The organism is Priestia koreensis, assembly GCF_001274935.1.
Classification (GTDB): Bacteria; Bacillota; Bacilli; order Bacillales; family Bacillaceae_H; genus Bacillus_AG; species Bacillus_AG koreensis.
Window position 1 is genome coordinate 25,549 of sequence record NZ_LILC01000013.1, and the last position, 12,644, is coordinate 38,192.

The following is a 12,644-nucleotide window of genomic DNA, read 5'->3' on the forward strand; positions in this document are numbered from 1 at the left end:
CTTGGCTGTTTATTTGGATAAAATGAAAACACCACCGCAATGTGAAATCGGATAGAATTCACACGTGCAAATATCCTTCAGAGCCCCTTTGAAATCTTCTGCTACAAAATAAAATTCATCATCATCCCAGTAGCTACGGCTTACTTCCCGACATTCATCTAATTCACGCTGTGTCGGAAAGGAAATGTCACCGATAAAGACTCGTCCACCATCTGATAATAGTGGAAGCAGCTGGTGAATGAACGCTACTTTTGCCTCATCTGTTAAATGGTGAAGTGTATAGGTGCTAATGATCGCCTCGTATTGCTCCGATAACTGTTTGATTGGTACTCCTTGATTAATATCCCATTCAATTAGGTGTGCATTAGGCATTTCTTCTTTTGCGATTTGAATCATGTTAGGTGAGAAATCAAGTCCGTGTATTTCATGACCTTCTTCATACAATCGCTTCGTTAAGACCCCTGTGCCAAAACCAATGTCTAGCACTTTTGCGTGTGGTCGCTGCATCACTTCATTAAAAATAGTGGATAAAATCGTTTTATATCCTGCAAACGGATACTGATTTTGTTCTTCCGTCTCCTGTACCGTTTGATTATATTCATTTGCCCATAAGTCGAACCCTTGTTTACTTAGCATGAATGCCTCCTTGTTTTGACTAGGACGAGCAGCATTCATCATTATGAAGCTGTTCCCTAGTTAGTGAATCCCTCTATTAAATGTGAAATACTTGTTATGTATGTCATGTGCACCGCCACCTTTCGATTAATAGTTTTATAATAACATATTTTTCCTTATGTTTGTTCTAAAAATTCAATCAATAAAGGAGGGATTTATAAGGATCAATTCGTATTTTACTAAATGAGGTGGATAAACGATGAAAAAATATTGGTACGTGATTGCTTCACTTGCTTTATTTGTCATAAGTTTCGCTGCGTGGCAAGTAAGTGGAAGCCTTGCTGAGAAATCAATGACGATGGATGAAACGTCTTCCCTTGCCATAAGTAGTTTTCTTTTGACGGTGTTCTTTTTCTTTACAACCCTTGTGGCGCCTGTTGTGGGCATCGTAAAAATGCGCAGGAAATAAAAGGAGAGGAGAAGTCTTTATCAAGACCTAAATTGAAAAAAATTAATAAACCAAAGGATAGAACATATTTTATATGACTAATATGTTCTACCCTTTTTATTTCGTGGAATTTAAATATTCTTCTTTTAATATGGAGTAATGTCGGCTATCTGTTAGAACACCTTTTACCATTTGGTCTCTACGAAGAGTGCCTTCATATGTCATACCTAAACGGCTCAATACTTTTCCAGAAGCCACATTCCTTGCATCATGTCCCGCATACACTCGGTCTAAACCTAGTGTATGAAAGGCTAGTTCGAGTATTACTTTCCCTGCTTCCGTCATGTATCCCTTACCCCAAAAATGACTATTCAATGTAAAGCCTAGCTCTCCACTATTATTCCCTTCGTGTATTCTAAACTCAATTGTTCCGATCATTTTGTTGCTCTCTTTTAACACGATTGCATACATACCGATTGGCTGTTTCATATAATAGTTTGCTATCATTTTCTTCGTTTGGTTTAAATCTGTATGGGGGTCATAAATATAACGTGTAGTTTGTTCATCAGATGTATACTCATACATATCATCAGCATCACTAAGTAAAACCGGACGTAATGTGATACGCTCACTTTCCATCTGACTGTGCTTAACCATTAAAAGATTTTTGTTACTCATTAAAACACTCCTATTTCATCACTAATTTAAGATTCTATTTTTAAATAACAGAATATTTTTATTATTATACCATATTACGATCTAACTTCTTTATAGGGAAATAATAAGACGCCTTCTTAAGCTAAGCTGCAAACTGTTCTGACAGAAGATTAGCTAAATAATGACCTCGCTCATCATATTCACTGTATAAATGCGTGACACACAGTGGCATCCCTTCGCCCTTCTTAAAATATTCAAACGTGCCTCGTTCAGTATGTACTTCGCCTTTCTCCCACATAATCGTTCTCCTCCACTAAAAGGAATATATATCTTTGCACCAAAATAGTTTAAGGTAACGCTCTAATGAAGGAGGTTTTTCTCTTTTGATGACCATTTTGCTAGCAAATATGCTACTCGGCTTATCCATTGCGCTCCCGGTTGGAACCGTCACAATTGAAATGACGAAACAGGGATTGAAAAATGGATTCGTGCATGGCTGGGTGGTGGGTCTTGGTGGTATGACCGTTGATTTGCTGTTTATTATCCTTTTATATTCCGGCCTGGCGTCTGTATTATCTACTCCTGCTGTTCAGCTCGTGATGTGGCTTGTAGGGGCCATTTTCCTTCTTTACATAGGTTTTAGCAGCATGAAGGAAGCAGCGCATGATGTGAATTCCGACGGGAAACCGGTCAAAAAGTCGCTCCTTTCCTCTTATATCAGCGGCTTTCTTGTCGCCATCTCACCCGGAAATTTATTTTTTTGGCTCAGCGTGTTTGGAACCGTGCTGACCACTTCTTTTCAAAAAGCAGACTCGATGCATTTTTTGCTTGCGGCAATTGGGATTCTATCAGGGATTCTCATTCATGATCTCGGACTAATGACGATTGTTGCTGGAACGAGGAAGGTACTCAAACCTTCTTACATGAAGTGGATCTCCGTTTCTGCAGGCATTCTTTTAATTGGATTCTCTCTTTATTTTTTTGGTCAATTCGTTCAGCGGCTCATTATCTACCTGTAGCTTCACTCCATCCAAACCGTCGCTTTTCCCAATGCCAGGAAGATCGATAAGATGGGTCGTAAATCGCTCGTGTAATTTTTCTGCAATCGGTGTTCCAATGGTTGCTGACCACCCGGTACTAGGTAGGAAAATAAGGGGGTGCTCCCCTTTCCCCACTTTTTGCACGTAGTGCGCGGTCAAATTACCTTCTCCTCTTTGATTAATTTCCGAGCTTCGGTAATATCTTTCTTCAAATAAAGCGGAATGTTAGGGTTTCGTAAAATCTCCTCTGTACTTTGCCACAGAATTGCATCTACTTCATCAACACTCTTCATATAAGGAATACCAGATCGGCGTTCACAAAGAAAAACAACATTAATGACGGCTTCACCGCTGTCAGTCGTGAACGAGCTACTGTTTACATAGCGAAGGTTATCAATTTCAATTCCGATTTCCTCATCAACCTCACGCTTTAGCGTTGCTTCAAGCGTTTTTTCTGCACGTAATTCTTGGTCTACCGTCCCCCCTACTAATGCTAGCTGCCCTGCGGCATGTTCCTCTTGCTCACTTCGTTTAATCAGGAGCCACTTGTGATTTTCATAAATGGCAGCTTGTACGTTTACAAAAAACATGTTCCTTCCCCCTTATCATGAAATGCTCTTTTTCCATTTTAATGGAAAATTATTTTTAAGTTAAGGAAAAAGTAGCAGAAAAAGAAAAAAAATATATTTTTTTCCATTAATTGAATAAAAGCTGAATTCGCTTCAAATACTAGATGTAACAACTGAGGAGGTGAATACCTATGGCATTACAACGCAATCGCTCAAACGGTAACGACTTAGTCGTTCCAGGCGGAGCACACGCAGCAGCAATCGAACAAATGAAGTGGGAGATCGCTCAAGAGTTTGGCGTTCAATTAGGTCCAGATACAACTTCTCGCGCTAACGGTTCAGTTGGTGGAGAAATCACAAAACGCCTTATCAGAATGGCTGAGCAACAGCTTGGCGGCGGTACATTTCATTAATTTTTAACTCGTGCTAGGTATTCTGGTAGCAGAATTACCTAGGCATACATACTCAAAAAAAGAAGCTGAGTCGAACCGTTCTGGTTTCGCTCAGCTTCTTTTTTATACGCCCTTCCCTTGTCAAATACCCAAATCCGACTATAATTAGAAGAATGGTTTGTTTTAAACCTCTCCTACACAGGAATCAAACAGCAAGCAGAAAGGGAGATTGAATACGATGAGCGTTTTAATAGGGATATCAGGAAGTATTATTGTTGACGAGGGAGGCCGCTTTCCTGGCTATAAGCGGGCGTACGTAAACAATGATTACATTGAATCAGCGGCATTAAGCGGAGGTGTACCCGTTATTTTGCCGGTGTTAGAGAACGAAAACATGATTAAAGCACAGGCCGATCAGATTGATGGTCTAATCTTATCAGGAGGCCAAGATGTTAATCCTCTCTTATATGGCGAAGAACCAACGACTAAAACAGGATCACCATTCTTGGCAAGAGATCGATCTGAGGAGCTTTTGCTAAAGCACGTCATCCAACAAGGCAAGCCTGTATTGGCCATTTGCCGCGGCTTACAAATTCTGAATGTGGCTTATGGTGGCACACTGTATCAAGATTTATCAGATATGGAAGGCTCATTTGTGAAACATGATCAATACAAAAACACAAGTGACCCCTCTCACTCTATTACAATTTTAGAAGAAAGCCATTTACATACTCTCTTTGGTTCTGAAACGCTGATTAACTCGTTTCATCATCAGGCGATCAAAGACGTAGCTCCTGGATTTGTGGCTTCAGCATGGGCAAAGGACGGTGTCATTGAGGCCATTGAAAAACAGGGAGAATCCTTTGTAGTGGGCGTACAGTGGCATCCAGAAATGATGGCAAAGGAGCATGAATCGATGCTTCATTTATTTAAACTCTTTATGAACCACGTTGAACAGGCAAAAAAAACGAGTCAAGCGCTTAGCTAATCGCGCTGGCTCGTTTTTTCTTAAACAAAAAGCTTCTCTTGGGCAGTTAGCCACTCTTTTTGTAGAAAGGCTGTAAACGTTCGAATATTAGTTTCGTCTGCCCGTACCTTTAAGTGAATAGCGGACGTCACAATGGGTTCATTCACTTTCTCAAGAATCGTAATGGCTTCTTCTCTCAGTTCATTTTTTAAAATATCCGCTCCTAAAATAGCATAGCCAACGTTGTTTAGTACCGCTTGTTTAATCATATCATCGCTTCCACCGTCGGTAATAGTAGACTGTGGTTCTATGTTACGTGTTTGAAAGTAATGGTGGCTAATCGCGCTAAAGCTGCAATCATCGTTATACGAGATGAACGGATACGAGCTCACGATATCAGCAAAGCTTTTATTTTTTGCAATGCGTGACGAAGCGACTAAAAACATTTGGCAGCGTGTGTTCACCGCTAAAAGTCAAAAGGTTATGAAGCAGAGCGCGGTTTCTGCTGGTTTATATAGCGTATTTTATGCAGTGGCTCTTAGTCTAGTTGGCATGTGTGCACTCATTTTACTACCGAATCTTGATAACTCACAGTCTGCTTTTACAAGTCTCGCACTTACGATTTTACCACCTGGTCTTCTTGGTCTTGTGCTTGCGAGCGTGTGTTCAGCGCTCATGTCGAATGCATCAGGAGCGATCTTTGCTTCTGCAACGCTGATTACAAACGACATTATTAAGGTGTATATTAAAAAGGATATGGATGGTCGCTCCGTCATTAAGACGTCTCGTATCGTAACAATTGTACTTGGGATACTCTCCGTTATCTTTTCATTATGGATTCAAAACATTCTCGTTGCGCTTGATATGGCGTATGCGATTTTATCAGGCGCCATTTTCGTACCGCTTGTCGTTGGGTTGTACTGGAAGCGCGTGACGAGTGAAGCAGCCTTTTACGCGATTATTAGTAGTACCATCATTATTTTTGCGACGTTTGGTATTTATGGCATTTCGTCTACGTGGCCGATTATCTATGGTCTAGTCACCGGCCTTGTCGTTTTAGTCGGCGTAACGGTTCTGACACCTGCTCGTAAAACAAAGATCTTTCAAACGAGAAGCACGCGTGAAACATACAGCTATAAAAAATAAACAAAACCCGCATCTCGTTAAGGAGAGGTGCGGGTTTTGTTTATGTGATGAACGGGTTTTCCACTTTTAATCAAGTCTCTCATATCTCTCATATAAGGATCAATATACGTAAAATAGGCCTTATACGACGGACAAAGATAGTTGAGGTAGGGTTCATCTCCTTCGCTTTGAACAAATCGGTTCTTTGGGCACTCTCCGTGACAGGCAAAGCGAACCTCGCATTTTTGGCAGGCTGTCGGAAGCGCTGCCTTGTGGTTTCCAAATTGTTTTTGCTTTGTTGACGATACCGCTTCTGCTAATCCATGCTGAATGTTACCTAAACAGTGCTCTTTTTCAACGAAGTGATCACACGAATAAAGGTTTCCGTTATGTTCCATCACAACGGCATTTCCACATGTTTCGGAAAAAATGCAAATAGGTGAGGCCATCCCCATCCAGGAAGCAAGTGCCCATTCAACGTTCATGACAAACCGTTTGCCAACATCATGTTTGATCCATTCGTTAAACACGTTGATTAAAAACTCTCCGTACATGTGAGGCTCCACCGACCAATCCGTTACAGACTCTCCTCCTACACGATCCACCACTGGAATAAACTGAACAAACTCAATCTCTTGTTCTTGTAGAAAATGATAGATTTCCTTCCCCTGATAAGCAGATGTCCTCGTTACGCACGTTAAAATATTAACATCTACCTCATGTTGTTTCAGTAACTGGAGGGCGTTCATAACTTTCCTGAACGTGGGTTGTCCCCCGTGGTCAAGCCGGTATTGGTCGTGAATGTGCTCAGGTCCGTCAAGGCTCAGGCCTACGAGAAACTGATGCGCTGAAAAAAATTCACACCACGCCTCGTTTAGAAGCGTGCCGTTCGTTTGCAAGGTGTTAACGATTCTTTTTCCGTTTGCATATTTTTTCTGGAGAGCGACTGCTCGCTGAAAAAAAGGCAGACCGATTAACGTCGGCTCTCCTCCCTGCCAGGCAAATGTCACCTCTCCTGTAGGCTGTGAAGAAATGTACTGCTGAATATAGGACTCTAGTACAGAATCCGTCATTTTAAAGACGTGTCCCCTCGGATAATCGCTTTCTTTTTTCGTGTAATAGCAATACTCACAGTTCAGATTACAAATAGGCCCTGTCGGTTTAGCAAGCAGATGAAAAGTATGGATAAACGTCCCTCCTTTTAGACATAAAACACGGTCTCATTAACTTGAATGCGAATACTTCGCGCTGGTGGTGTCTTGGAAAACGGCGCTTCCAAAATTTTGATCACGGCTTTTTCAATTTTGCCGGTAAACGGAAAGTGATGAGTCGGGTAATGTTTGCTGACAGGAGTGAGTCGGTCTTGCCCAACGTCCATTCCTTCTACGGAAATTGTAAACGGCAGCGTTCGCGGCATAAAAATTGTGCCGACCACATCGTCATTCACATATAGCTTGCCCCGTCCCTTCATGAGAAGCTCGCGGCGAAACTCAAACGAAACAACAGACGCACCGACAGGAACAGGTTTGCTGGATTTTAACTGATAGACGGTTCCAACGTAATCGTATTCATAAAACACGTAGTTATCCTTTATATAGATCGTGTAGCCGCTTGAGAAGTTACCGTGTGCGAGAAGAACCCCTTGATCTGCGCTTGTTGAACGGAAAATCGGAATCGTAATCGAGTATGAGGCTAGCGTAATTTTCGGTGCGGCAGCCGTTGGCAAATGAGCCATTCCTGGGTAAAAAGTAAACATTGTTCGCCCTTCTTGAAGCCCTTCATATCCTTTTCGATACGGGTGATCATCAAGCGGAAGTACGTCATATTTCTTCGCCTGCTCCCACCAAAGCGCAATCAGCTCCTGCAGTTTTTCAGGGTATTCTTTTGCGACATTGTATTTTTGCGAAAAATCATGCTCCACATGATAAAGCTCCCACTGATCTTGGTCAAACGGTGTCCCGTCGGTGTGATACGTGACGGCCACCCATCCCTCCTGCCAAATGGCACGATGTCCGAGCATTTCAAAATACTGCACGTGTCGATTAGATGGAACGGTTGGTTTCGTGAACGTATTCCGCATGCTGACACCGTGAAATGGCATCTGTAGCACGCCGGCCACCATCGGAGGTGCTTGAATGCTTAGAAGATCCAAAACAGTTGGTGTAATGTCAATCGCATGGTAAAACTGTGAGCGGACTGTTCCTGGGTCAGAAATAGCCGGAGGACACTGAATAATAAGGGGCACGTGTGTCCCACCGTAGAACGTATCCTGCTTATAAAATTTAAACGGCGTGTTCGCTACCTGTGCCCACCCTTTTGGATAGTTCGCGCTACTGTAAGGTCCACCAATTTCATCGATATGTGGCAGCATTTCCGCAACGCTCTCTTCTATTCCGTTAAAGTACGCCGTATCATTGATGGAGCCGTTCCAATTCCCTTCTTGACTTCCTCCATTATCTGAAATGAGCACAATCATCGTATTCTCAAGTTGGTTGTGATCGTTCAAAAAAGTCAACAAGCGTCCAATTTGCTCATCCGTATGAGTAAGAAATCCAGCGTACGTCTGCTGAAACTTCACAAACAGCTTCTTTTCATCGTCGGTCAGCGTATCCCACGCTTTAATACCAGGGTTACGATCGACAAGCTCCGTGGTTGGTGGTACGATCCCAAGCTTTTGCTGACGCGCGAACCGCTCCTTACGTAGTTCATCCCATCCTTTATCATAGATTCCGTCATAACAGTCAATGTATGGCTTTGGTACTTGATGTGGCTCATGCTGAGCGCCGAAAGCTAAATAAAGGAAAAATGGGCGATTCGGGGTAACGGACAAGTGATCGGTTAAAAAATGAATGGAATGATCGACAAGATCCTCTGATAAGTGGTAGTTTTCTTCTTTTGGCTTTTCAACGCGGTGATTATCATATACTAAGTCTGGTGAGTATTGATCAGTCATACCGAGTAAAAAGCCATAATAACGGTCAAAGCCCTTCGCAAGCGGCCAGTTATCAAATGGACCACTCGAAGCAGACTCATGACCTGGGACGAGATGCCATTTCCCGGCCATATACGTGGCATAACCATTCATTTGTAAGATTTGTGCAAGCGTAGCGGCAGAATCGGAGATTTTCCCCCGTTTATTTGGGTATTCTGGTCCCCAATCGATTTCCGTAATGACGCCAACTCCAACTGAATGACAGTTGCGGCCAGTTAGCAAACAAGCACGAGTCGGTGAACAAAGAGGTGTTACGGTGAAGTTATTGTAGCGAAGCCCATTAGATGCAAGCGAATCGATGTGTGGTGTTTTAATTTCTGATCCGTAGCACCCTAGCGCTGAATACCCTACGTCATCAAGTACGATGTAAATGACATTCATCTGTTTTTTCTCACGTGAATGAGTCATGATGCACACCAGCTTTCCTTATATTCACAGTCGTTCATTATAAGAAATATATTAGGAATTGAATCGAATTATGAAGAGGCTTCCCCCTTTTACAAAGGAAAGCCTCTTCATTCTATTAATTAACCTACCGAATCATGAATATCTCAGCTAATCAACGATCTTTATACTGAATTTCCATCACAAAACAAAAAAAAGACTCCTATAAAGGAGTCTTTTTTGTTTTATTATGCTTTGTTAACGTTAGCAGCTTGTGCTCCGCGTTGACCTTGCTCGATGTCAAAAGTAACTTTTTGACCTTCTTCTAATGATTTGAAACCTTCACCTTGGATAGCGCTGAAATGTACGAATACATCGTCTCCGCCTTCAACTTCGATGAAACCGAAACCTTTGTCTGCGTTAAACCATTTTACTGTACCTTGTGTCATAATATTTCCTCCTGCTGTGGTATGATCCACAAATGTATTACCAATCTTGCCCAAACATACTATTTCAAGAAAAAACTAGCTAGTTTTTTCTTTTCTCAATATACCGAACAAAAATAAGTTAACTGTAGTGTAACATAGAGTAGAATTAATAGCAACCAAATAAATATTTTTGTTTTTTTCTCTATTTATTTTACTTGTCTCATCAAACATTTATATCGATTTCTTCTACTTATTTAAATAATGAACGACCTTCTCACAAAAAGATAGACCCACCAGTCGTAGATGAGCCTGTCCCTCCTACCTTCTTTTTAAGTGAGTTGTTTTTTTTCCTCTACTCCAATAAATGACGAGCAGGATGATAAACCATACTGGCGTAAGTAAAAGAGCCAGACGCGTTTCATTTGAGAATAGCATGATCACAAGAACACCGACAAAAAAGGTAAGCACCGCGTAGTTAATAAACGGTGTAAACGGAGCTTTAAACGTTGATTGTTGATGAAGCTTCGGACGCATTTTTTTATAGCGAATGTGACAGACAAGGATCACGCCCCACACCCAAATGAAACAAATGGCACTAATAGTCGTGACAATACTAAAGGCTTGATCAGGAATCAGTTTACTTAATAACGCTCCTATTGATAAAACAATCGTCGATACGAGCAGCGCATTGCTTGGTACGTGGTTTTTGTTTAATTTGCTAAACGATTTCGGGCCTTGATTATTTTTCCCTAAGTTGTACAGAATGCGACTTGTCGAGAACAAACCGCTATTGCAGGCTGAAGCCGCTGACGTTAGCACGACAAAGTTAATGATCCCTGCAGCAAGCGGAATACCCACGAGGCGGAACGTTTTAACAAACGGACTTTGACTCGCATCAAGACCTGTCCACGGATTAATGAATAGTAATACAACGAGTGAGCCGATGTAGAAAAACAAAATTCGAAGCGGAATTTTATTAATCGCAGACGGAATGTTTTTTTCGGGACTAGACGTTTCAGATGCGGACACGCCTACTAGTTCGACCCCTACGTAAGCGAATACGACCATTTGAAAGGAAAGTAAAAAGCCTGACATTCCGTTTGGCATGAGCCCACCGTGTGACCAAAGATTTTGAAGCGTTACCTGACCTGAGCTCGTTTTAAAGCCCATGACAAGCAGAACAACCCCAAGCACGATCAGGGCAAGAATCGTAATGATTTTAATGAGTGCAAACCAAAATTCAAGCTCTCCAAACAGCTTTACCGTTAGGAGATTTAATCCTAATAACACGACTAATGCGATGAGAGCTGGAATCCACTGCGGGACATTAAACCAATATTTTACGTACACTCCAATGGCGATCACGTCTGCCATAGCCGTCATAATCCAGCAAAACCAGTACGTCCATCCCGTAACGAACGAAGCCCATGGGCCTAGGTATTCTTCGGCAATATCAGTTAAAGACTGATAGCCGGTTTTTGATAACAGAAGCTCTCCAAGCGCTCGCATAACGAAAAAAAGCGCGATGCCAACGATTAAATACGCAAAGATGATCGAGGGACCTGCCGTTTGAATCGCCTTACCTGACCCTAAAAACAAGCCGGTTCCAATGGTACCACCGATGGCTATAAGCTGAACGTGGCGATTGGATAGCTCCCTCTTTAATTCTTGTTGTGCCAAAATTATTTCCTCCTACTACTGCTTAAATTTCCGAATGTGAAATGATGAGCAAAAAATGGAGATGAATAAAAAAAGCGAGATTGGAATGGTCCAATCTCGCGGGCATTAAGAATAACAAATAAAGTTTGTCGTGCTGCTTTTATAAGTACAACAAATAAATATTCGATACCTTTCTGTCCTTTTGCCTGAGATAATGAACCCTTCGGCGCCGCAAAACAATGCGGTCTCTCCAGAAGCTGCTCCTGCTATAGGATGATCCATAGCAATCATAGCCTTCTAACTATACATTTTTTTGTAAAACGTTTTTTGATGTTCGGATAGTTTGTTATTCTAATAGTAACAGATAATTTTGTCAATAAGCATGCTTTTGCCATTATCTAATTTCCTAGAAAGAAGGGATGAAACATCGACACGCTAAAAAAAATAGGAAAGCACCTGCTCGGGTTTGTTGCATTTATTGTACTTAGCTCGCTAAGCACAGACCAAGCTACTGAATTATATGATATATATAAACACCAAAAGGATGAAAAGACAACGGTGGTTGTTCAAGAAAAAGTGGTGTTCCGTGATTTATTTAACAAGAATACGTATTTTGCGGTACTAAAGGCTGGAGCGGAAGAAAAGTTAACGTTCGACGGTAATGCAGATGGGCTAACAGAAGTGCCGAAAGATCAATTTCAGGGATTAAAAAAAGGAGAGGAAATAACGGGAAACAAAACGGTTTCCATATTTAGCGATGAAGATGCAAAAAGTTTGATCTATGAACACCTTATTTTTCTCGGTATTTTTCTCGTCTACCCCCTGTTTTACGTGTTTTATCAGCTGCTTCGTATTCCAGCCTTTAATGAGTGGGCGACAAAGCATGATCGGTGGGTGCTGAGAATTTTCGCCACGATTGGGATTGCGATCGCATCCGTACTATTTGCCATTGGGTATGTATCGCTTGGGAAATCACTCTTTCACACAATTAGTGCCCATAGTGGAGATCAGCAAGCAGCGGAAGCGACCATTGTTGATCGTTATGAGGACGTCGGCAGAAGAAAATATGAAATCGACTACTATTACTTGGCGCTTTCCTTTACAGATGAAAATGGTGCTCCTGTCTATCTCACCAAAGAAGTAACGCCTAACATCTATCGCAGTCATCAAGACCATGTTACGGTACATTATCCGAAAGGCTCTCCTTACAGCATTCACATCAAAGACAACTTCAGCATTTCAAACTTGTTTTTTTACATTAGAAAGCTCGAAATTTATGGAATTATGGTGATGATCACACTTCTTTTGCTGATTTTCGGTGGCATTCGACTAAAAAAAAGATTTGCAGCTTCTGCTTGAATGATCGTA

At 41.6% G+C, this 12,644-nt stretch carries 16 protein-coding genes and 1 riboswitch; of the genes, 6 read left to right on the top strand and 10 right to left on the bottom strand.

Annotated elements, in window-relative coordinates; translation table 11 throughout:
- Positions 1–9: 9 nt before the first annotated feature.
- Entirely contained in the window at positions 10–636 is a 627-nt protein-coding gene (locus AMD01_RS09140) for a class I SAM-dependent methyltransferase (RefSeq protein ID WP_053401101.1), read from the bottom strand.
- A 238-nt stretch (positions 637–874) separates the two neighbouring features.
- Between AMD01_RS09140 and AMD01_RS09145 the strand changes: the two genes are divergently transcribed.
- A complete protein-coding gene (locus AMD01_RS09145) occupies positions 875–1,084 on the top strand; it encodes a hypothetical protein (RefSeq protein ID WP_053401102.1) in 210 nt (69 codons plus the stop codon).
- 96 nt (positions 1,085–1,180) lie between these two features.
- Here AMD01_RS09145 and AMD01_RS09150 read toward each other — a convergent pair whose 3' ends face one another.
- Together AMD01_RS09150 and AMD01_RS24015 are read right to left on the bottom strand one after the other, a co-directional pair.
- Positions 1,181–1,741 carry a GNAT family N-acetyltransferase gene (locus AMD01_RS09150; RefSeq protein ID WP_053401103.1) on the bottom strand — a complete coding sequence of 187 codons (561 nt, stop codon included), beginning with the start codon at positions 1,739–1,741 and terminating at the stop codon, positions 1,181–1,183.
- A 121-nt stretch (positions 1,742–1,862) separates the two neighbouring features.
- Positions 1,863–2,018 (bottom strand): hypothetical protein, encoded by a 156-nt coding sequence (locus tag AMD01_RS24015; RefSeq protein WP_157052679.1) that lies wholly within the window; start codon positions 2,016–2,018, stop codon positions 1,863–1,865.
- Positions 2,019–2,106: 88 nt separating this feature from the next.
- On the opposite strand from AMD01_RS24015, the gene AMD01_RS09155 reads away from it, so the two are divergent.
- Complete coding sequence (locus AMD01_RS09155; protein ID WP_053401104.1) at positions 2,107–2,739, top strand: LysE family translocator; 633 nt, start codon at positions 2,107–2,109, stop codon at positions 2,737–2,739.
- Here AMD01_RS09155 and AMD01_RS09160 read toward each other — a convergent pair.
- Together AMD01_RS09160 and AMD01_RS09165 are read right to left on the bottom strand one after the other, a co-directional pair.
- Complete coding sequence (locus AMD01_RS09160) at positions 2,677–2,919, bottom strand: alpha/beta hydrolase family protein (protein WP_053401105.1); 243 nt, start codon at positions 2,917–2,919, stop codon at positions 2,677–2,679. The genes AMD01_RS09155 and AMD01_RS09160 overlap by 63 nt on opposite strands.
- A complete protein-coding gene (locus AMD01_RS09165) occupies positions 2,916–3,350 on the bottom strand; it encodes an NUDIX domain-containing protein (protein ID WP_053401106.1) in 435 nt (144 codons plus the stop codon). The genes AMD01_RS09160 and AMD01_RS09165 overlap by 4 nt, the downstream gene beginning before the upstream one ends.
- Positions 3,351–3,520: 170 nt before the next feature.
- On the opposite strand from AMD01_RS09165, the gene AMD01_RS09170 reads away from it, so the two are divergent.
- Both AMD01_RS09170 and AMD01_RS09175 read left to right on the top strand, forming a co-directional pair.
- Positions 3,521–3,742: an alpha/beta-type small acid-soluble spore protein gene (locus tag AMD01_RS09170; protein WP_053401107.1), complete on the top strand. Its 222-nt coding sequence runs from the start codon at positions 3,521–3,523 to the stop codon at positions 3,740–3,742.
- A gap of 217 nt (positions 3,743–3,959) precedes the next feature.
- Complete coding sequence (locus AMD01_RS09175; RefSeq protein ID WP_053401108.1) at positions 3,960–4,709, top strand: gamma-glutamyl-gamma-aminobutyrate hydrolase family protein; 750 nt, start codon at positions 3,960–3,962, stop codon at positions 4,707–4,709.
- A gap of 20 nt (positions 4,710–4,729) precedes the next feature.
- Here AMD01_RS09175 and AMD01_RS23495 read toward each other — a convergent pair whose 3' ends face one another.
- Entirely contained in the window at positions 4,730–5,080 is a 351-nt protein-coding gene (locus AMD01_RS23495; RefSeq protein WP_245638922.1) for a LysR family transcriptional regulator substrate-binding protein, read from the bottom strand.
- Between AMD01_RS23495 and AMD01_RS09185 the strand changes: the two genes are divergently transcribed.
- Positions 5,061–5,834, top strand: a complete 774-nt coding sequence (locus tag AMD01_RS09185) for a sodium:solute symporter family transporter (protein ID WP_053401110.1) — start codon at positions 5,061–5,063, stop codon at positions 5,832–5,834. The two genes, AMD01_RS23495 and AMD01_RS09185, sit on opposite strands and share 20 nt — an antisense overlap.
- A 17-nt stretch (positions 5,835–5,851) precedes the next feature.
- Here AMD01_RS09185 and AMD01_RS09190 read toward each other — a convergent pair whose 3' ends face one another.
- From AMD01_RS09190 to AMD01_RS09205, 4 genes are all read right to left on the bottom strand, one after another.
- The gene (locus AMD01_RS09190) at positions 5,852–7,000 is read right to left on the bottom strand and encodes an anaerobic sulfatase maturase (RefSeq protein ID WP_053401111.1); all 1,149 of its coding nucleotides are present in this window, start codon (positions 6,998–7,000) and stop codon (positions 5,852–5,854) included.
- A gap of 14 nt (positions 7,001–7,014) precedes the next feature.
- Positions 7,015–9,213, bottom strand: a complete 2,199-nt coding sequence (locus tag AMD01_RS09195) for an arylsulfatase (RefSeq protein WP_083446493.1) — start codon at positions 9,211–9,213, stop codon at positions 7,015–7,017.
- A gap of 224 nt (positions 9,214–9,437) precedes the next feature.
- Positions 9,438–9,638 carry a cold-shock protein gene (locus tag AMD01_RS09200; RefSeq protein ID WP_053401112.1) on the bottom strand — a complete coding sequence of 67 codons (201 nt, stop codon included), beginning with the start codon at positions 9,636–9,638 and terminating at the stop codon, positions 9,438–9,440.
- A gap of 297 nt (positions 9,639–9,935) precedes the next feature.
- The gene (locus AMD01_RS09205) at positions 9,936–11,297 is read right to left on the bottom strand and encodes an amino acid permease (RefSeq protein WP_053401113.1); all 1,362 of its coding nucleotides are present in this window, start codon (positions 11,295–11,297) and stop codon (positions 9,936–9,938) included.
- Positions 11,298–11,460: 163 nt separating this feature from the next.
- Positions 11,461–11,540: riboswitch (glycine riboswitch) on the bottom strand.
- Between the two features lie 294 nt (positions 11,541–11,834).
- Between AMD01_RS09205 and AMD01_RS09210 the strand changes: the two genes are divergently transcribed.
- Positions 11,835–12,635 carry a hypothetical protein gene (locus AMD01_RS09210; RefSeq protein ID WP_053401114.1) on the top strand — a complete coding sequence of 267 codons (801 nt, stop codon included), beginning with the start codon at positions 11,835–11,837 and terminating at the stop codon, positions 12,633–12,635.
- Positions 12,636–12,644: the final 9 nt, after the last annotated feature.